General features: G+C 69.2%; 19 protein-coding genes and 2 tRNA genes. 8 read left to right on the top strand and 13 right to left on the bottom strand.

Going from position 1 to position 18,288, the window contains the following annotated elements:
* Window positions 1-12 precede the first annotated feature (12 nt).
* Window positions 13-252: a cell division protein CrgA gene (locus tag AC07VM_RS07455; protein WP_267416595.1), complete on the top strand. Its 240-nt coding sequence runs from the start codon at window positions 13-15 to the stop codon at window positions 250-252.
* Window positions 253-416: 164 nt separating this feature from the next.
* Here the strand turns inward: AC07VM_RS07455 and AC07VM_RS07450 are convergent, their stop codons facing one another.
* Window positions 417-1,316, bottom strand: coding sequence for a rhomboid family intramembrane serine protease (locus AC07VM_RS07450; RefSeq protein WP_494910548.1), 900 nt, complete (start codon window positions 1,314-1,316; stop codon window positions 417-419).
* Between the two features lie 21 nt (window positions 1,317-1,337).
* Window positions 1,338-1,895: a peptidylprolyl isomerase gene (locus AC07VM_RS07445; RefSeq protein WP_267416593.1), complete on the bottom strand. Its 558-nt coding sequence runs from the start codon at window positions 1,893-1,895 to the stop codon at window positions 1,338-1,340.
* 147 nt (window positions 1,896-2,042) lie between these two features.
* Here AC07VM_RS07445 and AC07VM_RS07440 point away from each other — a divergent pair, with 147 nt between their 5' ends.
* Both AC07VM_RS07440 and AC07VM_RS07435 read left to right on the top strand, forming a co-directional pair.
* The gene (locus AC07VM_RS07440) at window positions 2,043-2,543 is read left to right on the top strand and encodes a DNA helicase (RefSeq protein WP_267416592.1); all 501 of its coding nucleotides are present in this window, start codon (window positions 2,043-2,045) and stop codon (window positions 2,541-2,543) included.
* A gap of 89 nt (window positions 2,544-2,632) precedes the next feature.
* On the top strand, window positions 2,633-3,055 hold the full coding sequence (locus AC07VM_RS07435) for an aminoacyl-tRNA deacylase (RefSeq protein WP_267418613.1): 423 nt from the start codon (window positions 2,633-2,635) through the stop codon (window positions 3,053-3,055).
* Window positions 3,056-3,097: 42 nt separating this feature from the next.
* Here the strand turns inward: AC07VM_RS07435 and AC07VM_RS07430 are convergent, their stop codons facing one another.
* Window positions 3,098-3,520, bottom strand: a complete 423-nt coding sequence (locus tag AC07VM_RS07430; protein WP_267416591.1) for an NUDIX hydrolase — start codon at window positions 3,518-3,520, stop codon at window positions 3,098-3,100.
* A 146-nt stretch (window positions 3,521-3,666) separates the two neighbouring features.
* Between AC07VM_RS07430 and AC07VM_RS07425 the strand changes: the two genes are divergently transcribed.
* Window positions 3,667-4,113 carry a DUF1801 domain-containing protein gene (locus AC07VM_RS07425; protein WP_091028115.1) on the top strand — a complete coding sequence of 149 codons (447 nt, stop codon included), beginning with the start codon at window positions 3,667-3,669 and terminating at the stop codon, window positions 4,111-4,113.
* A gap of 60 nt (window positions 4,114-4,173) precedes the next feature.
* Here AC07VM_RS07425 and AC07VM_RS07420 read toward each other — a convergent pair whose 3' ends face one another.
* The 4 genes from AC07VM_RS07420 to AC07VM_RS07405 all read right to left on the bottom strand — a co-directional run bounded on the left by AC07VM_RS07420 (window position 4,174) and on the right by AC07VM_RS07405 (window position 9,625).
* Window positions 4,174-5,598, bottom strand: a complete 1,425-nt coding sequence (locus AC07VM_RS07420; RefSeq protein ID WP_494910547.1) for an aldehyde dehydrogenase family protein — start codon at window positions 5,596-5,598, stop codon at window positions 4,174-4,176.
* Between the two features lie 136 nt (window positions 5,599-5,734).
* Window positions 5,735-6,913 carry an N-methyl-L-tryptophan oxidase gene (gene solA / locus AC07VM_RS07415; protein ID WP_494910546.1) on the bottom strand — a complete coding sequence of 393 codons (1,179 nt, stop codon included), beginning with the start codon at window positions 6,911-6,913 and terminating at the stop codon, window positions 5,735-5,737.
* Between the two features lie 40 nt (window positions 6,914-6,953).
* Window positions 6,954-8,090: a tyramine oxidase subunit B gene (locus AC07VM_RS07410; RefSeq protein ID WP_494910545.1), complete on the bottom strand. Its 1,137-nt coding sequence runs from the start codon at window positions 8,088-8,090 to the stop codon at window positions 6,954-6,956.
* Entirely contained in the window at window positions 8,087-9,625 is a 1,539-nt protein-coding gene (locus tag AC07VM_RS07405) for an APC family permease (protein WP_267416586.1), read from the bottom strand. The genes AC07VM_RS07410 and AC07VM_RS07405 overlap by 4 nt, the downstream gene beginning before the upstream one ends.
* A 156-nt stretch (window positions 9,626-9,781) precedes the next feature.
* Here AC07VM_RS07405 and AC07VM_RS07400 point away from each other — a divergent pair, with 156 nt between their 5' ends.
* Genes AC07VM_RS07400 through AC07VM_RS07385 form a run of 4 tightly spaced genes read left to right on the top strand, consistent with a single transcriptional unit; the run spans window position 9,782 to window position 13,340 of the window.
* Window positions 9,782-10,693, top strand: a complete 912-nt coding sequence (locus AC07VM_RS07400) for an AraC-like ligand-binding domain-containing protein (RefSeq protein ID WP_494910544.1) — start codon at window positions 9,782-9,784, stop codon at window positions 10,691-10,693.
* A gap of 55 nt (window positions 10,694-10,748) precedes the next feature.
* Window positions 10,749-11,873: a M24 family metallopeptidase gene (locus tag AC07VM_RS07395; protein ID WP_494910543.1), complete on the top strand. Its 1,125-nt coding sequence runs from the start codon at window positions 10,749-10,751 to the stop codon at window positions 11,871-11,873.
* 5 nt (window positions 11,874-11,878) lie between these two features.
* Window positions 11,879-12,928 carry an endonuclease/exonuclease/phosphatase family protein gene (locus tag AC07VM_RS07390; RefSeq protein WP_494910542.1) on the top strand — a complete coding sequence of 350 codons (1,050 nt, stop codon included), beginning with the start codon at window positions 11,879-11,881 and terminating at the stop codon, window positions 12,926-12,928.
* A 37-nt stretch (window positions 12,929-12,965) separates the two neighbouring features.
* Window positions 12,966-13,340 carry an HNH endonuclease gene (locus tag AC07VM_RS07385; RefSeq protein ID WP_494910541.1) on the top strand — a complete coding sequence of 125 codons (375 nt, stop codon included), beginning with the start codon at window positions 12,966-12,968 and terminating at the stop codon, window positions 13,338-13,340.
* A gap of 18 nt (window positions 13,341-13,358) precedes the next feature.
* On the opposite strand, the gene AC07VM_RS07380 is transcribed toward AC07VM_RS07385, so the two are convergent.
* The 6 genes from AC07VM_RS07380 to AC07VM_RS07355 all read right to left on the bottom strand — a co-directional run bounded on the left by AC07VM_RS07380 (window position 13,359) and on the right by AC07VM_RS07355 (window position 18,222).
* Entirely contained in the window at window positions 13,359-14,759 is a 1,401-nt protein-coding gene (locus AC07VM_RS07380) for an APC family permease (protein ID WP_494910540.1), read from the bottom strand.
* A 327-nt stretch (window positions 14,760-15,086) separates the two neighbouring features.
* Window positions 15,087-15,159 (bottom strand) — tRNA-Ala (locus tag AC07VM_RS07375).
* Between the two features lie 26 nt (window positions 15,160-15,185).
* Window positions 15,186-15,259: transfer RNA gene (locus tag AC07VM_RS07370), tRNA-Ile, on the bottom strand.
* An 85-nt stretch (window positions 15,260-15,344) separates the two neighbouring features.
* Entirely contained in the window at window positions 15,345-16,280 is a 936-nt protein-coding gene (locus AC07VM_RS07365; RefSeq protein WP_494910539.1) for a PCI domain-containing protein, read from the bottom strand.
* Window positions 16,277-16,966, bottom strand: coding sequence for a LuxR C-terminal-related transcriptional regulator (locus AC07VM_RS07360; RefSeq protein ID WP_267416578.1), 690 nt, complete (start codon window positions 16,964-16,966; stop codon window positions 16,277-16,279). The genes AC07VM_RS07365 and AC07VM_RS07360 overlap by 4 nt, the downstream gene beginning before the upstream one ends.
* Window positions 16,954-18,222 carry a sensor histidine kinase gene (locus tag AC07VM_RS07355; protein ID WP_494910538.1) on the bottom strand — a complete coding sequence of 423 codons (1,269 nt, stop codon included), beginning with the start codon at window positions 18,220-18,222 and terminating at the stop codon, window positions 16,954-16,956. The genes AC07VM_RS07360 and AC07VM_RS07355 overlap by 13 nt, the downstream gene beginning before the upstream one ends.
* Between the last annotated feature and the right edge of the window lie 66 nt (window positions 18,223-18,288).

Raw genomic sequence — 18,288 nt, 5'->3', positions numbered from 1 at the left:
TACAATGACGGCATGGCACGTGACCGTAAGACTGAAGAACCCGCCGTCGAGCGCGCCGAAGGCGACGCCGCTCCCAACGCCGTGTGGTTCAAGCCGGTGATGATCGGCTTCATGCTCCTCGGTCTCGTCTGGATCCTGGTCTTCTACATCTCGGGCATGCAGTTCCCGATCCCGGGGCTCTCCAACTGGAACCTGGCGATCGGCCTCGGCATCGCACTGATCGGCTTCCTGATGACCACGCGCTGGCGCTGACGCCCCTCCCACCTCTCGAAGAAGGCCCTCTCGCATGGCGAGGGGGCCTTTTTCACATCTGCCCACAGGCCGTCCCCAGAGTTATCCACAGATCTCTCCACAGCCTGGGGAGAATTACACGGGTGTTATTCACAGGGGTTAACAACCCTGTTAACAACTCCGGATCAGGCCAGAAGGATCAGCGGCGGGACGAGGAAGACGACCACGAGCAACACGATCGTGAGCGCGACGAGCGACACGATCTGCCAGATCCGCTGCTCCGGTCGCTTCGTCTTGACGTAGATGAAGGCGATGAGGGCGCCGATGAGCAGGCCGCCGAGGTGCGCCTGCCACGAGATCCGTCCGCCGCCGAACACCAGGCCGTAGACGAAGTTGATGCCGAGGATCACGAGGAGCCCGGTGACGTTCGCTCCGATGTGACGGCCGACGATGAGGAGCGCCGCCATGAGTCCGAAGATCGCTCCGGAGGCGCCGACGGTCGAGGTCAGGGGCGCGAGCACCGCGACCATGACCGACCCGCCGAGACCGCTGATGAGATAGAGCGCGAGGAAGCGGGCCCTGCCGAGCATGGGCTCGAGGCTCTGGCCGAGCATCCACAGGGCGAGCATGTTGAGCGCCAGGTGGATGAAGTTGCCGTGCGCGAAGACGGCTGTCAGCAGCCGCCACGGCTCGAAGGGGAGCGGCGACAGGTTGGGGTACAGGTACGGCGACGCGAAGAACAGCTGGTCCGTGATCTGCGGGCCGATACCGGGGATCAGCTGCAGCAGTCCGATGAAGGAGGTGACGGCGAGCAGGACGTAGGTGACGATGGGCCGACCGCTGCGGGTGATCGCCATCGCACCGCCGCTGCGGCTGCCCCAGCGGCGCTCGGCCTTCTTCTGCGCGGGGGTGCGGTTCTTGCGATCCGCGTTCATGCACTCCGGGCAGATGACGCCCACGGGCGCCGGTGTCTGGCACTCGGGGCAGATGGTGCGCATGCACCGCTGGCAGAGCACGAAGCTCTGCCGATCCGGATGCCGGTAGCAGAAGTTGTCGCGATTGCTCGTGAACTCAGGCGTGGTCATCCGGATCGGCCGCAGCTGTCGTCAGGCCGCGACGATGTCGATCGACTGCAGCACGACGGGCTGGTTCGGGCGGTCGCCCGAGCCGGTCGGGACGGCCGCGATGGCGTCGACGACGGCCTTGGAGGCGTCATCGGCGACCTCGCCGAAGATGGTGTGCTTGCCCTGCAGCCACGGCGTCGGGTCGGTGGTGATGAAGAACTGCGAGCCGTTGGTGCCCTCGGGCTTGCCCGTGATGGCGTTGCGACGGAGACCGGCGTTGGCCATGGCGAGGATGTAGGGCTCGTTGAAGTTGAGCTCCATGTTGATCTCGTCGTCGAAGTTGTAGCCGGGGCCGCCGACGCCCTGTCCGAGCGGGTCGCCGCCCTGGATCATGAAGTTCGGGATGATGCGGTGGAAGATGACGTCCTTGTAGAGAGGGCCCTCGCCGGGCTTGCCGGTGGCGGGATCGGTCCACTCCTGGGTGCCGTCGGCGAGGCCGACGAAGTTCTTGACCGTCTTCGGGGCGTGGTCACCGAAGAGGTTGATGACGATGTCACCGTGGTTGGTGTGCAGGGTTGCGACATGAGAAGCGTGAGCCATGCCCTCATTCTCGCAGAGCTTCCGGTGAGTTGGCCGAGGTACGTACATCCGATCGCTCGATGACGCAAGGCCCACGCGATTCCCTCCCTGCATCCAGCCTCTCGTGGCAAGATGGGGAACCCGTACTCCAATGGACAGGAGAGCATCGTGAGCCTCAGCCGCAAGCGGAAGAAGGAACTGCGTCGTCTTCAGAACGACGCGAACCAGCTCTGGGAGAACCAGCAGGTGCTCGTCGGTCACGCCGCCGATGTCGCCCGAGAGGCGGGCCGTCAGCTCGGCAACCTCAATCGTGAGCAGGTCGTCCCGGTCATCCAGGACACGTACAACCGCCGTGTCGCCCCGGTCGTCGACCGTGGCGTGAAGATCGGCAAGCACGTCGTCGACGACAAGTTCGTCCCGATCGTGGGCGGTGTCGTCGGTTCGGCGCTCACCGCGTGGGACGTCGCCAACGCCAAGCGCCACGGTGTCGCCGTGCAGGTGCGCAAGGCGACCGCGCCGCAGAAGAAGGGTCCGGGCCTCGGCTCGGTCATCGCGATCATCCTCGGCGCTGCCGCGGCCGTCGGCGTGCTCTACGCCGCATGGCAGGCACTGCGCGCGGATGATGAGCTCTGGGTCGCGGACGACCCGCTCGCCGCACCCGACGCGTGACTCCGTCTGATCTCGCCTCCGTCACCTCGGGTGACGGAGGCGATCAGCATGCGCGGGTCCGGGAGGCCGCCGCGGCCCGCGACCTGGACATCGAGATCCGCGAACGCCCGGCGGCCGGCAGCCTGTTCGAGGCGGCCGAACTGCTCGGCATCCCACCGTCCGGCATCGTGAAGACCCTCGTGGTGAAGAGGTCGGACGACACCTACCTGTTCGCCCTCATCCCGGGCGGGCGCTCGATCTCGTGGCCGAAGTTGCGCGCACTGGTGGGCGTGAACAAGCTGCGACTGCCCGAGCCGGAGCTGGCCCTCGCGGCCACCGGCTACGAGCGGGGCACCATCGTGCCGATCGGCAGCACCACCGACTGGCCGATCTACGCCGACGAGACCATCGTCGGCCAGCGGATCGCGATGGGTGCGGGGGCCCACGGGTACAGCCTGTTCGTGGAGGCCGACGACCTCATCTCCGCCTACGGCGCCACGGTCGCCGACATCTCGGTCCCCGAGAACCGCTGACCGTCCGACCCCGTTCGTCGAGCGTGTAGCGCGGACGAGACGTCAGAGGATGCCGGCCATGCGCATGGCGATATCGACGAGCTTCACGCGCTGCAGCTCCGCCACCGCCTTGCGGGGGAACCACTCGGCCATGTCGGTCGAGCCGTCGGTCTCGAACCGGAGCTTTCCCCCGGTGACCTGGGCGCGGTAGACGATGCGCAGGGTGTGCAGCGGATCCGCCGCCTTCTGCACGCGTCGACCGGCGGGGATCACCCGCGAGTGGATGCCGAGGAGCTCGCCGACCTTCACGGTGTAGCCGGTCTCTTCGCGGAGCTCGCGGCGAACCGCATCCTCCGGCGACTCACCGGGCTCGAGCCCGCCGCCGGGCATCGTCCACGCGACGCGGCGTCCCTCGGTCCAGCGCGCCAGCAGCAGCCGTCCGTCGTCATCGGTGACGACCGCATACGCCGCGACACGCAGGTCCATGGGTCACACACTATCCGTCGCCGGAGACCGGTGATGACCGCATGTCGGAGCGCCCTTCCCGCGATCGATCACGAATCGAGAAGCACACCGGCGCCCGGCGTCCGTAGTGTGATCTTCACACCGGCACCACGTCGAGAGGACCGATCATGGCCGAGAAAGAGAAGAACTTCAGCGCCGAGGAACGCGAGGCCATGCAGGCCGCCGCGAAGGAGGCTCGCACGCGGCGTTCCCGGGCGAAGAAGTCTCCGGAAGAGCTGAGAGCCGCGGGGGAGGCCGACATCAAGGAGGCCATCGAGAAGCTCACCCCCGAGGACCAGGCGCTGTCCAACAAGCTGCACGCGCTCGTCTCGGAGGTGGCCCCCGAGCTGGTGCCGCGCACGTACTACGGCATGCCCGCGTGGGGCCGTGACGGGAAGGTGCTCTGCTTCTTCCAACCGGCCAGCAAGTTCAAGGTGCGCTACGGCACGTTCGGCTTCGAACCGATCTCGAACCTCGACGACGGCACCGTCTGGCCGACCGCCTACGCGGTCACCGACCTCACGAAGGCCGACCTGGAGTTCCTCGCCGAGCGCATCCGCGTCGCGATCAGCTGACCGCTGCGCAGAAGAGGGTGCGCGGCCACACGGGCCGCGCACCCTGCGTTCCGCCGTTGCTCAGCCGTTGATGATCTGCGGCACCGCGACCGACTTGAGCCCCTCGACCCCGAACTCGAGGCCGTAGCCCGAGGACTTGTGGCCGCCGAACGGGATCATCGGATGCACCCCGCCGTGCGAGTTGATCCACACGGTGCCGGCCTGGATGCGCGCAGCCACCTTCCGCGCCTCCTCGCGCTCGCCCCAGACGGAGGCGCCGAGCCCGACGTCGAGGCCGTTGGCGCTGGCCACCGCGTCATCCACGTCGGTGTACCGGATGATCGGGAGTGCCGGGCCGAACTGCTCCTCGTCGACGAGAGCCACCCCGTCGGTCACATCGGCGACGAGGGTGATCGGGTAGAACAGTTCCCCGAGCTCCGTCGCCGGCGCTCCACCCGTGACGATGCGGCCGCCGTTGCGCGCGGCATCCTCCACCAGGTCCCGCACGATCTCGAACTGCGCACGGTTCTGCAGCGGGCCGAGCACGTTCTGCTCCTCGAGGCCGTTACCCATCGGCGTCTGCCGCGCCACGTCTGCCAGCGCCTCGACCACCTCGTCGTAGACGGAGTCGTGCACGTAGAGCCGCTTGAGGGCCGCGCAGGTCTGGCCGGTGTTGATGAACGCGCCCCAGAACAGGTCCTGCGCGATGGCCGCGGCATCGACACCGGGCAGCACGATCCCGGCATCGTTCCCCCCGAGCTCGAGCGTGAGCCGCGCGAGGTTCTGCGCCGAGCTCTCCACGATGCGGCGTCCGGTCGCGGTCGACCCCGTGAACATGACCTTGCCGATGTCGGGGTGCGAGGCGATCCGCGCCCCCACCTCGCGGTCACCGGCCACCCCGATCAGCACATCGCGGGGGAGCACCTGGTTCATGACCTCGATGAGCGCGAGGACGCTCAGGGTCGTGTATCCGCTCGGCTTCACGACCACCGTGTTGCCCATGCGCAGTGCCGGCGCGATCTGCCAGATGCCGATCATGAGGGGCCAGTTCCACGGTCCGATCGCGCCGACCACACCGATCGCGCGGTAGTGCAGCTCGGCATGGGTCTCGCCGTCGTCGACCACGACCTCCGGCTCCAGCGGCGTCGCGGCGGCGGTGCGGAGCCAGGCCGAACAGGCCCCGACTTCGAAGCGGGCGTTCGGACCGTTGAGCGGCTTGCCCTGCTCGCGGGACAGCAGTCGTGCCAGCGGCTCGGCGTTCGCGTCGATGGCATCCGCCACACGGTGGAGCAGTGCGCTGCGTTCCGCGTGCCCGAGTGCATCCCACGCCGGCTGAGCGGCCTTGGCACGCTCGACCGCGGCGTCGAGCCCCTCGACCGTGTGCACGGGTGCTCGACCGATGGGTTCGCGCGTCGCCGCGTCGACCACTTCGCGGCCCTGTCCCTCCGGTGCGCCGACGCGCTCCAGCAGGGCGGCCTCATCCAGAACCGGGGCGATATCCGACATCACTGTCTCCTCACGATGGGTCGCACGACACGGTTCGTCGTGCAGTTCGAGTCTGTGCTCGGGAGTCGAGCGCGGTTTGTCTGCCCGTGCGGGGCGCTTGTCGGTCCGTGATCGAACCGCGCCGGGGGAGCTCGGCTCAGTGCCCTCCGCCGCGGTACGGACCGACGACCGCCAGACGGTCGAGGTGCGCGGCCATCGAGAAGTGCGGATCGATGCCGGCCTCCTCCGGCTCTGTGGCGAGACGGGCGGCCCATTCGCCGAGCACGGGCGCGAACTTGAACCCGTGCCCGGAGAGCCCGGTCACCGTGACGACCCGCGCGCTCTCGCTCACATCGACGATCGGCGTGCGATCGGGCGTGTAGGCGCAGTGGTGCACGCTGGAGCGCACCGGCTCGGGGTTCAGCGCGGGGAAGAACTCCTTCGCCTGCTGCCCGATCTTCACGAGCTCGCGCCGCGTGTACTCCCGGGGCACCTCGTCGACGTCGCGGGCGACCGGCCAGGTCGGGTTGCTGCTGGCCTTGATGGAGTAGCCGTCGAGGCTCGGTGCCCCGAAGAAGTGCACGGGGCCGACGTCGCGCAGGAAGGCCGGGAAGCGCTCCGGGAGGAAGTCGGCGATCTCCCTCGGCATGAACCAGGTCAGTCCGAGCACCTGCAGGCGCAGGAGGTCCCGCAGGCGACCGTCCAGCCGGGTGGACCACGATCCCGAGGCGAGGATCACGGTGTCGGCCCTGATCGCCTCGTCCGGGGTGCGGACCACGACGCCGCCGTGCTCCTCCTCGATCGCCAGCACCGGGGAGTTGAAACGCAGCTGCGCACCGGCGGCCTCGGCGAGATCGAGCGCGGCCATCAGCGACACCTCGGGGCGGATGCCGCCACCGTGATGGTCGAGCACCCCGACGTCGCCGTCGTGCACGTTGTGCTGCGGATGCGCGCGACGCAGCTCCTCGGTGTCGTAGAGGGTGTGCGGCAGGTCGAACTCGCGCACGGTGTCGAGCGTCGTGCGCATCTCCACACGGTCGGGCTGGGCGATCGACAACGCGCCCACCTCGAGGTACAGCTCCCGGCCCGACTGCTGCTCGAGCTCTCGCCACAGCCGCCGCGACTCCTGGAGCATCGGCACGTAGAGCCCGCCCTCGTGATACGCGGTACGGAAGACACGCGACTCCCCGGCATAGGAGCCGCGGTCGTGCACCCGGCCGTACTGCTCGATGCCGATGACCTCGACGTCGTCACGCTGCGACAACCGCCACGCGGCGAGCGCGCCGACGGCGCCCAGTCCGACGATGACGATCCGCTTCCTGACCTGCGCGCTCATGACGCCTCCTGACGACTGATGGATGGGGGACGGATGCCGGTCATGCGAGGGCCGGGGAATCCCAGAGGAGCAGCTCCGTGCCGATGCCCTCGGCCACGGCTCGGCGGTACACGACGGTTCCCCACGCGACGTCCTCCACGGGCATCCCGCCGACGGAGGAGAGGAAGATCTCGTCCTCGCTCCGGCGGCCCTCGGCCTCGCCGCTCATGATCGCCGGGAGGTTCTCGAGCGCGTCGTCGCCCACATCACCCGAGCGGATGCGATCGAGCAGGTACATGCCGTGCAATCCGATGTGCTCGTGCGCGGGGTGCGGCACCTCTTCGCTCCACGCCTCGTACAGGCCGCGGAAATCGGCGATGTGTCGAGCACCGTGGAGCAGCTCGTCGTCGATCATGATGTCGGCGGGGAGGCTCACCAGGGCACCCGGCTTGAGCCACCGCTTCTCGATCCGCACGTAGTTCGCCGACCCCGCCGGCGTGGTGGGCGCGATGGTGACCAGGTCGCTGTCCCGCACGGCCTCCTCGACGCCGTCGACGACCGTGACCGACGTGAACTGCGGATACTCGCGCCGCACCCACTCGACGAAGGAGTCGATGCTCGACCGGCTGCGACCGGCGACCTTCAGGGTGTCGAGCTCGGGGCGCACGGCCACGAAGGCCTCGAGCGTGGTCCTGTTCATCACGCCGGGCGCCACGATGCCGACGCTCCGGGCATCGGGGTTCGCGAGGTGACGGGCACCGACCCCCGGCACGGCGCCGGTGCGATAGGCGCTCAGCAGGTTGGCGGACATGTGCGCGAGCGGGGCTCCGGTGTCCTTGTCGCTCAGGGTGAGCATCAGGATCGACCGCGGGAGTCCGTGCTCGCGGTTGGCCATGTTCGACCCGTACCACTTGCATCCGGCCGTCTGGAAGGAGCCGCCGAGGTAGGCCGGCATCGCCATCATCCGGCGGTGCGGACCGTCCAGAGGCATCCCGTCATGGGTCGACTCCGCGGGGAAGGTGACCATCGCCCCGTGCGAGTTCCCCTCGGGGCCGCCCATCCGATAGTCGCCGGCGTCGACGAGACGCAGTGTCTCCTCCATCACGTCGACGCACAGGGCCATGTCCGTCACCCCCGCCGCGATCGTGTCCGGTTCGGACAGATAGCGGAACGTCAGTCGGGTGTCGGAGGTGCTCACTGGTTTCCTCTCGTCGCTTCGACCACCGGGTCGCCCAGGTGCGGGTTCTCCGGGAGCTCGGTGCCGTGGCCGATCTGGCGATACACCTCCGGCCGGGCCCGCCGCAGCCACAGCGCCCAGACGACGGCCAGGGCCGAGGGCACCAGGAGCACGGCGGGAAGGATGAAGGTCGTCGGGGTGGACTCGGCCTGACCGAGCAGCACGTCCCAGTTCAGGAGGATCAGCACCCACACGATCGCCAGGGCCACGAAGGAGATGATTGGCGCGACGAGCCTGCTCCCGGCGCCGACCTCGCGCTGATCGCGGCGGAAGAACCCGATCACCGCGACGGAGACGAGCACCAGGAGGAGCACGAGACCGAACGCGCCCAGGTTGGTGAGCCATGTGAAGAGCGTGATCACCGGGTAGGGGCCGTTCTCCGGGTTCCAGCCCTGCTCCCCGATCGCGAAGCCGACGATGACGAGGACCGCGATCGCGGACTGCAGCAGCGACCCCGCCCACGGTGCCCCGCTCTTGGTGCGGACGGTGCCCAGCACCCGGGGCAGCACGCCCTCGCGTCCGAGCGAGAACGCATACCGGGCGACCGCGTTGTGGAAGCTCACGAGGGCCGCGAACAGACTCGTGATGAAGAGGATCGACATCACATCGACCCAGATCACGCCGAGGTGCTCCGCGACGAAGTTGAAGAACAGCGGGGGACCGGCCTCCTCGGGGGAGATGCCGGCGGGGTCCGTGATCTTGCCCGGGCCGACCGCGAGGGCGAGCGCCCAGGAGGAGAGGGCGTAGAAGAGGCCCGAGACGCCGACCGCGAGGAAGGTCGCGCGCGGGATGGTGCGCTTGGGGTCCTTCGACTCCTCGCCGTAGATGGCCGCCGACTCGAACCCCATGAACGCCGCGATGCCGAAGGCGAGCACCGCTCCGACGCCGGGGACGAAGAGCGCCGACGGAGTGATGGGTGCGGCGGTGAAGCCCTCCGCGGGATTGCCGAACGCGAACAGGTCGAACACGATCACCGCGACGAACTCGAGCGCCACGAGCACGCCCAGCACCTTGGCCGAGAGGTCGACCCGATGCACGCCGAGCACCCCGACGAGCACGATCGTGAGGATCACCCACACCCACCACGGGGTCACCCAGCCGGTCTTGGACTCGATGAAGGAGCTGATCTGGAACCCGAGCATCCCGTAGATGCCGATCTGCATCGCGTTGTACGAGAGGAACGCGAGCACCGAAGCGCCGACGCCGGTCGGGCGGCCGATGCCCTGTGCGACGTAGGCGTAGAACGCTCCTGCGTTCGTGACGAACCTGCTCATGGCCGCGTAGCCGATCGCGAAGATCCCGAGGGCGACCGCCAAGACGATGTAGCCGAAGGGGATGCCGTCGACGTGCGTGACCGCGTAGGCGCTGGTGACGCCGCCGGCGAGGACCGTCAGCGGCGCGGAGGCCGCGATGATCATGAACGCGACCGCGAAGACGCCGAGACGCCGATGCTCGGCCGTTCTCGTCGTCGACGTTGTGGGTGTGGACGTCACCATGGCGCAGCTCCTTCGATGCTCGGGTATGTCCTCATACTCGCCAGGGCCGCGCGTCGTCGATTGACGGCGAGAGCAGAACACTTGTCTACGCGGGCACAGCGGCCGGATGCTAAAATGCAGCATCGTATATGATCGGCCACAGTGGGGTGAGCCTTGATGCAGAGTCTGTCGTTCCTCGACTACCGCCATGCGGTGTCCCGCGCGGTCGTCGCGCTCGATGTGACCGCGCCCGAGCAGGATCGCTTCCGCGGTGCGATCGACGCCACCGCGGCCGGCGACATCCACGTCTTCGCGATCGACGCCGACGGGCACGGCGTGCACCGCACTCCCTCCCTCATCTCCCGCGCCCCGCAGCAGTACTTCAAGTTCTCCCGCATCGAACGCGGCAGCGGACTGATCGTGCAGGACGGACGGGAGACCGCTCTCGGCAGCGGTGACATGGCGCTGTACGACACCGACCGCCCGTACTCGCTGCTGTTCGACGACGCGGTGCAGATGTCGGTCGTGATGTTCCCGAAGGTACTGCTCGACATCCCGGCGGAGGACACCAGTCGCATCACCGCCACACGGCTGAACGCCGGCGGAGCACTGGGCGCGATGGTCGGTCCGTACCTGGGCTCGCTCGCCGAGGGCGCCCATCATCTCGACAGCCGCATCGCGCGGCGGATGCTGCGGACCGCGGTCGACATGCTCAGCACGGTGCTGGAGGCGAACCTCGCCGCGACCGCCGGCCCGGTGAGCGCCCACTCCACGACGCTGACCCAAATCCTCACGTACATCGACGTGCACCTGGCCGACAGCGAGCTCTCCCCTTCGCAGATCGCGGCGGCGCACTTCATCTCGGTGCGGCACCTGCACGCGATGTTCAGCGAGCAGGGGTCGACCGTCTCGACCGTGATCCGCCGACGCCGACTGCAGCGCTGCTACGACGCGCTCATCGACCCGTATCAGGCGCACCGCTCGATCGCCGAGATCGCGATCGCCGCCGGCTTCGTCGACCCCGCGCACTTCAGCCGAGTCTTCCGCGCCCACTACGGGGTCCCTCCCCGCGCGGTACGCACGAGCTGAGCCGCATCGCAGGATCGGGGTGCCGACCGCGCACCCGCGCAGTAGCGTTGAGGCCGTGAGCACACTGCCCTTCCCCGCCTCCGTGTACGCCGCCCGCCTCACCCGCGCCGCCTCCCTCGCCGCGGACGCCGGACTCGATGCGATCGTCGTCGGTCCCGGCCCCGACCTGCAGTATCTGGTGGGCGTCGAGGGCGACACGATCGAGCGCCTCACCGCCCTCGTGATCGGCCCCGACGTCGCGCCCACGGTCGTCGTACCGCGGATGGAGCTCGCGAAGGTGCGCAGCACCGCAGTCGGCGAGCTCGGACTCGCGGTCTCCGACTGGGTCGACGGCGAGGACCCGTACGCGCTGGTCACCGCCGCCGTCGGCACGGTGTCGCGGGTCGGCGTCTCGGATGCCCTGCCCGCGCTGCACGTGATCCCGATCGGCGAACGCCTCGGTGTGCGCCTGGAGCTCGCGACCCCCGTGCTGCGCGAGGGCCGCATGATCAAGGACGCCGAGGAGATCACCGAGCTCCGCCGGGCCGGAGACGCCATCGATGCGGTGCACCGCCGCGTGCACGAATGGCTGCGGGCCGGACGCACGGAGCGCGAGGTGGCGGCCGACATCGCCGAGGCCATCGTCGCCGAGGGCCACCGCACCGTGGAGTTCGTGATCGTCGGATCCGGACCGAACGGCGCCGACCCGCACCACGAGGTCTCCGACCGGGTGATCGAAGAGGGCGATGTCGTGGTGGTCGACATCGGCGGTGCCGTGCCCAGCGGGTACAACTCCGACAGCACCCGCACCTACGTCGTCGGCACGCCCTCCCCCGCGGCCGCCGAGCGCATCGCGGTGCTCGTGCGGGCACAGCAGGCGGCGGTGGACGCCGTGCGCCCCGGGGCCACCGCGGCCGAGGTGGACGCCGCTGCTCGGAGCGTGCTCGCCGACGCAGGACTGGGCGAGGCGTTCCTGCACCGCACCGGTCACGGCATCGGGGTCTCGGTGCACGAGGAGCCCTACATTGCGCCGGGCAACGACCTCGTGCTGCGCGAGGGCATGGCGTTCAGCATCGAGCCGGGCATCTACTTCAGCGGCGAGTGGGGCGCCCGCATCGAGGACATCGTCGTGGTGACGGCCGAGGGCGGCGAGCGGCTGAACGTCGCCCCGCACGAGCTGACGTCGGTCGGCACCCGCTGACCGGCATGACGCCCGGAGCGGAGGAGCCGCCTCCGGCGAAGGCGAACCGCGCGCGGTCGGGGCGTTCGCGTCGCTCGCTGCGGCTGCTCGTCACGCTGCTCCTCGGCGCGCCCGTGGCGGTGCTCCTCATCTGGCCCCAGGCGTTCGGGGTGCAGCAGGCGTTCGGTGTCTCGCAGCTCATCGCGTTCCGCGCACCGGTCGCGCTGATCCTCGGGATCGGTGCGGCGATCTGCACGGCGGTCGCACTGTTCCCGCGTCGCTGGGGCATCGCCGCGGGCCTCGCGATCGTGCTCGGGGCGGCTTCGCTCGGGAACGCCTCCGTCCTGTTGATCCGCGGGTCCGCGAACACGCTTCCGCAGGGTGATCTCACCGTGCTCGTGTGGAACACCCAGGGCGGTGCCACGGCGCCCGACGAGGTCGCCCGCCTCGTGCTGGAGACCGGGGCCGACGTCGTCAGCCTTCCGGAGATGGATGACGAGGCGGCGGCCGAGGTCGCGCGTCTCGTGACCGCCGACGGCCACCGGATGCTGCCGCACACGACGCGGGGCGAGAGCGGCGACTCCTGGATCCCGACATCGCTGCTCATCGCGGAGGATCTCGGCGCGTACCGGATCGACGAGGCGGCAGGATCGACGCCCGGCCTGCCCAGTGGGGTGTGGCGTCCGGTCGACGGGAGCGGTCCGACCCTCGTGGCCGCGCACCCGCTCCCGCCGCTGCCCGGCACCATGGACGAATGGCGGGCAGGTCTGCGCTGGGTGGCCGCGCAGTGCGACGCTCCCGACGTGATCGCCGCCGGTGACCTCAACGCCACGGTCGACCACCTCTCCGGACTGGGGGAGGACGGAGGGCTCGTCGGACGGTGTCATGACGCGGCGACGGAGGCCGGCACCGCAGCCGCAGGAACCTGGCCGTCGACGGTGCCGACCTGGATCGCGGCGCCGATCGACCACGTGCTGGTGGGATCCGACTGGACCGTGCGCGGTGCGCGGGTCATCACCACCACTGGCCCCGGCAGCGACCACCGGGCGATCGTCGCGGTACTGGACGCGCGCTGAAGCCGGGCTTCGCCACCCGCCGCGATACCATCGCCCCATGCGCCGCCGCCGCAAGCTCTCCTCCGCCACCGCCTCTCCGGCGACCCGTGCGCGATACGCCAAGCGGCGGCAGAATCGGCTCGCCCGGGTCGACAACGATCTGACCGACACCGAGTGGTACGAACTCATGGACGCCTGGGGCGGATGCGCGTACTGCGGCGGCGAGGGCGCTGCCCTCCAACGCGACTGCATCCAGCCCATCTCCCGCGGCGGTCGGTACACGCTCGAGAACGTGGTCCCCGCCTGCGCCTCCTGCAATGCGAGCAAGCACAACGACGAGGTGACCGGGTGGCTGCGCCGCAAGAAGCTCGATGAGCGCACCTTCCTGGTCCGTCATGCCACGATCCTGCGGGAGCTCCGACCCGTCGAGTGACGGGCCGGAGCCGCCGGGTCAGCGCTGAACGCCCTCCAGCTCGTCATCCGCGATCACGGGTGACTCCTCTTCACGGAAGTCCACCACCGGGGGCTTGCGACGGAATCCTCCGGTGAGCACCGCGAGCAGGACGATTCCGATCGCCACCCAGATCGCGCCGGCGATCAGCGTGGTCGACGACAGGCTCGTCCACAGCCAGATCGTCATCCCGAGCCCGATCAGCGGGGCGACGAGGTAGGCGAAGACCGCCTTCGTCCCGCGCTTCCTCCGGTCGATCCAGTAGAGCTTGATGACCGCGGCGTTCACGAAACCGAAGGCGACGAGCGCGCCGAAGCTGATCACCGAGGCCACGATGTCGAGCGGGAGGAACAGCGCGCCGAACGCGCCGATGAGTCCCACGATGATGATCGCGATGAACGGCGTGCGGAAGCGGGGGTGGATGCGTCCGAACACGGTCCGGGGGAGCTGACCGTCTCGTCCCATCGCGAACAGGATGCGCGAGACGGACGCCTGCGACGTGATGCCCGATGCGAAGGAGCCGGCGACGTAGGCGGCCGTGAAGAACGTGAACAGCGCGGTTCCCCCGATGCGCAGCATGATGTCCTTCGCCGCGGAATCGACGTTCTCGAAGTTCGCGAAGTCGGGGAACACCAGCGAGGCCACCCACGCGGTGACGATGAAGATGAGTCCGCCGATGACCGTGGTGAGGATGATGGCGCGGGGGATCGAGCGCGTCGCGTCCTTCGCCTCCTCCGACAGGGTGGAGACCGCGTCGAAGCCGAGGAAGGCGAGGGCGAGCATGGCGGAGCCCGCGACGATCAGCCCGGGGTTCAGGCCCGGCTCGAAGAACGGCGCCAGGATGTCGACCGGATCGGCGGCTCCGGAGAGGTACGCGATCGCGGTGCCGACGAACACGACGACGAACACGATCTGCACGCCGATGAGCGCCACGTTGACGCTGGAGACGAGAGTGATGCCGATCACGTTCAGCACGGTGACCAGCAGCATCGACGCGACGACCCAGACCCACAGCGGGATGGCGGGGAACGCGGCGTTGAGGTAGGTGCCGATCATGAGGTAGTTGAGCAGCGGCAGGACGAGGTAGTCCAGCAGCAGGGTCCAGCCGGTGAGGAAGCCGAGGTGCCGGCCGAAGGTGCGCTGCGTGAACGTGTACGCCGACCCGGCCGACGGGTAGGCACGGGTCATGTTCGCGTAGCTGTAGGCGGTGAAGAGCATCGCCACGGTCGTGACCAGGTAGGCGCCGGCGATGTGGCCGTCGGTGGTCTCGGTCACGATCCCGTAGGTCGTGAAGACGGCCAGCGGCAGCATGTAGGCGAGGCCGAACAGGACCAGGCTCGGGGTGCCGAGCTTGCGGGAGAACGTACCGCCGGTGGCAGGCGTGGATGAGGGCGCGGACATGATCCTCCAGGGGTTTCTGAGCACGACTCTGTGCCCACGCGGCGAAGGCGTCGCGTGAGTGCGGACCTGGTGTCCGCCGTAGCGGGAAAGCGCTATCCGAACGATACACCCCGCCGGGATCCACGCAAGGGGAAGTTTCGGAGCCGAGGTCCGGGAGTTGTTAACAGCCTTGTTAACAGGTGTGGAGAACCCGGGCGTCGACACCGACGGGCCGCGCGGATCCGCGGCGAGGTCGTGCGGACGCCGCACCGCAGATGACCCGATCGGACGTCGCTCGCCCGGAAACGGGAGAAGCCCCCGGCATCTGCCAGGGGCTTCGTCTTCCTGTGGAGCCTAGGAGATTCGAACTCCTGACATCCTGCTTGCAAAGCAGGCGCTCTACCAACTGAGCTAAGGCCCCGTGAGGGGATTTCTTGAGTTAAGGAGTGGGGCTACCAGGACTTGAACCTGGGACCTCTTCATTATCAGTGAAGCGCTCTAACCGCCTGAGCTATAGCCCCGTCAACCTCCAAGACTTTACCGGAGAATCACGGAAAATCCGAATCGAGGGCGAGGACCCCGTGGAGCCCTCGCCCTCGACGGGGTTCAGCGTCCCGGTCGGATGGTCGCGGTGCCGGCGGAGAGGGAGACGTCGATGGTCCGTCGCGCACTCGAAGCCTCGTCGATCTTGGCGTTCAGGGTGCCGGCGCTGATGTCCTGCGTGATCGCGTACTCGACGTCGGGCACGGTCAGATCGAGCGATCCCGCGCTCACGTCGATGCTGGTCTGCGACGGCGGCGTGCCGGTCAGCTGCACCGTCAGGTCCCCCGCCGAGACACCCAGATCAGCCTGGTCGACGCCGTCGAGCAGGATGTCAGCCCGGCCGGCGCTCATCTGCACGTCGAGCTCCCTGGCGGCACCTTCCACGTCGAGCGCACCGGCGCTGACGCTGACATCGAGGATGCCGAAGTCTCCGACCACGTCGAGGCTGCCGGCGTCGAGGGTGAGGTCGGCGTCGAGCTGAGCTCCGCGCAGGCTCTCCGGCAGCGTGAGCACCGCGATCTCCTCGTCGCCGAACCAGTTGCCGAACCACCAGCCGAACACGCCCTGGGGGCTCTGGACGACCAGCTCGTCGCCGTCGCGCTCGAACGTCCAGGCCGTGCCGCGGCTGTTGGTGATCGCGAGCTCCGCCTCGTCGACGTCTCCGAACTCGACGCGCATGCTGCTCGCGTCGGCGTCGAGGTCGATGCTCTCGATGCCGTCGACGCCCACCGTCTGCACGGAGTCGGGTCGACTGGACGAGACGATGGTCCCGGCCGCGGCCGCCGCGGCCGTGCCACCGGCTCCCAGCAGGGCGAGTCCGCCCACGACGGCGGTCACGACCATGACGGCCGTGGCGCCGGAGGAGCGACGGGCACCGGTCGTGTCGGTCGGGGCCGGCTGCGGGGCTGCCGGCTGCGGGGCCGACGTCTGCGGCGGGGAAGGGGGCGGCGGGGTGAGCGGCGTGTGCTCGTTCGGGGCGCCGTTGTCGTCGGTGGTCATCGTGCCACTCCTGTCTGGCCGGTCGGCGGCGTCGGGCCACCGGTGTTCTCGATGTGGGCGAGGGCTGCGAGCACGCGGCGGTTGCCCGACTCGTCCTGCTCGAAGCCCAGCTTCTGGAAGATGGAGGTGATGTGCTTCTCGACGCTGGCCTCCGAGAGGAACAGCAGTCCGGCGATCGCCTGGTTCGACTTCCCCTCGGCGATCAGGGCGAGCACGGTGCGCTCGCGTTCGGTGAGCCGCAGCATCCGATCGTCACGGTTCCGTCGCGTCAGCAGCTGCGCGACCACCTCGGGATCGAGCACGGTCGCGCCCTCCGAGATCCGCTGCACGGAGGCGAGGAACTCGGCGACGTCGGCGACGCGATCCTTCAACAGGTAGCCGAGTGGGCCGCCCTGCGCCGCGATCAGGTCCGATGCGTACCGCTCCTCGACGTACTGCGAGAGCACGAGGAGCGCGAGCGACGGATGCGTCGACCGGAGGCCGAGCGCGGCACGGATGCCCTCGTCGGTAAAGGTCGGAGGGAGGCGCACGTCCAGGATGCACAGGTCCGGCGCGGTGTCGACGACGACGGTCTCGAGACCCTCGATGTCCGGGAGAGCGGCGACCACCTCATGGCCGGCGTCTTCGAGCAGACGGACCAGGCCCTCGCGCAGGAGGACCGAGTCCTCGCAGATCAGGATGCGCACGGTACGTTCACCTCCAGGCTGGTCGGCCCGCCCTGCGGACTGTCGAGACGGAACGTCCCGCCCGCGGCCAGGATGCGGTTCGCGATGCCGTCGAGGCCACCACCCGGCTGCACCTGCGCGCCGCCGATGCCGTTGTCCTCGACCCGCGCCCAGAGCGTGTTGCCCTCGCGGAGGCGCACGATCACTCGGGCCTCGCTGGCCCGGGAGTGCTTCGCCGCGTTGGTCAGGGACTCGGCGATCGAGAAGTAGACGGCGGCCTCGGCCTCGCGACTGCAGCGGCCGTCCATGCGTACATCGAGGTGCACGGGGATGTGCGACCGCCCGGCGAGAGCTGAGAGAGCAGCGTCGAGGCCACGGTCGTCGAGCACGGAGGCGTGGATGCCGCGGGCGAGCTGCCGCAGCTCCGTGATGGCCGCCTTGGTCGACGTGTGGGCTTCGTTGATGAGCTCCTTCGCGGCATCGGGATCGTTGTCGATCTTCTGCTGCGCGAGTCCGAGCGTCATCCCGACCGAGACGAGGCGCGGCTGGACGCCGTCGTGCAGGTCCCGTTCGATCCGCGTGCGCTCCACGTCCGCGGCACGCACCGCTCCCTCCCGCTGCGCGGTCGAGGTGCGCACCCGCTCGGTCAACTCGATCTCCTTGCTGCGGATCACGATCGCGAGCGAGAGCGTGCGGTGCAGGAGCGCGAGGCCGATCATCCCGACCACACAGGCGGCGATGCCGAGGATGCCGACCAGCGGCGCCCAGGCGACGGGGATGCCGCCGCCGCCGAACGGTCCCATCACGGATTCCGCGGCGGTGAGCGGGGCGAAGGAGATGATGATCGACCAGACCAGGCCCCAGAAGAGACGGAGCACGACGAAGCCGAGCACGGCGGCGATCGCGAAGTTGGCGACGGCGCGCCACATGCGCCCGTCGATCGCCTGACGTCCGAGAGCACGGAGCCAGCCGCCGAACCCGGGACGGTCGCGCGGCTGCAGTCGCAGCGGGGCGATCGGGGTGCGGTACAGCGAGCCGACGCGCGCCACCTCGAACCAGCCCAGCCCGTAGAACGCGTAGACCAGCCCGACGAGCAGGACGAGGCCGACGCCGGCGGCGAAGAGGAGGCCGAGGCCGGTGCCGAGGAGTCCGCCGAGCATGCCGAAGATGGCGCCACCGAGGGCGCCGACGCCTGCGAGATGCAGGATCGTGAGGAAGATGCGCAACGGCGGCTTCACCGCCGTTGCGGGAGCCGGGGTCGCAGTCTGAGTGGTCATGCTTCCAAGGTACGGCGGGGCCGTCGGGCTGGACACCGAGTCATCCGGACACTCGGCTTCGGGTTT

Source organism: Microbacterium sp. GW821-FHT01D02 (genome assembly GCF_059422585.1).
Note: the sequence above shows the minus strand (reverse complement) of the source record. Positions and strands in the feature narration are given on the sequence as shown.

What these genes read in the sequence shown, in the direction of transcription:
- AC07VM_RS07365 (WP_494910539.1), bottom strand. Translation starts at nt 16,280, where the DNA reads ATGACCACCGACGACAACGGCGCCCCGAACGAGCACACGCCGCTCACC.
- AC07VM_RS07355 (WP_494910538.1), bottom strand. Translation starts at nt 18,222, where the DNA reads ATGACCACTCAGACTGCGACCCCGGCTCCCGCAACGGCGGTGAAGCCG.
- AC07VM_RS07450 (WP_494910548.1), bottom strand. Translation starts at nt 1,316, where the DNA reads ATGACCACGCCTGAGTTCACGAGCAATCGCGACAACTTCTGCTACCGG.
- AC07VM_RS07430 (WP_267416591.1), bottom strand. Translation starts at nt 3,520, where the DNA reads ATGGACCTGCGTGTCGCGGCGTATGCGGTCGTCACCGATGACGACGGA.
- solA (WP_494910546.1), bottom strand. Translation starts at nt 6,913, where the DNA reads ATGAGCGCGCAGGTCAGGAAGCGGATCGTCATCGTCGGACTGGGCGCC.
- AC07VM_RS07420 (WP_494910547.1), bottom strand. Translation starts at nt 5,598, where the DNA reads ATGTCGGATATCGCCCCGGTTCTGGATGAGGCCGCCCTGCTGGAGCGC.
- AC07VM_RS07390 (WP_494910542.1), top strand. Translation starts at nt 11,879, where the DNA reads ATGACGCCCGGAGCGGAGGAGCCGCCTCCGGCGAAGGCGAACCGCGCG.
- AC07VM_RS07385 (WP_494910541.1), top strand. Translation starts at nt 12,966, where the DNA reads ATGCGCCGCCGCCGCAAGCTCTCCTCCGCCACCGCCTCTCCGGCGACC.
- AC07VM_RS07425 (WP_091028115.1), top strand. Translation starts at nt 3,667, where the DNA reads ATGGCCGAGAAAGAGAAGAACTTCAGCGCCGAGGAACGCGAGGCCATG.
- AC07VM_RS07400 (WP_494910544.1), top strand. Translation starts at nt 9,782, where the DNA reads ATGCAGAGTCTGTCGTTCCTCGACTACCGCCATGCGGTGTCCCGCGCG.
- AC07VM_RS07405 (WP_267416586.1), bottom strand. Translation starts at nt 9,625, where the DNA reads ATGGTGACGTCCACACCCACAACGTCGACGACGAGAACGGCCGAGCAT.
- AC07VM_RS07455 (WP_267416595.1), top strand. Translation starts at nt 13, where the DNA reads ATGGCACGTGACCGTAAGACTGAAGAACCCGCCGTCGAGCGCGCCGAA.
- AC07VM_RS07380 (WP_494910540.1), bottom strand. Translation starts at nt 14,759, where the DNA reads ATGTCCGCGCCCTCATCCACGCCTGCCACCGGCGGTACGTTCTCCCGC.
- AC07VM_RS07445 (WP_267416593.1), bottom strand. Translation starts at nt 1,895, where the DNA reads ATGGCTCACGCTTCTCATGTCGCAACCCTGCACACCAACCACGGTGAC.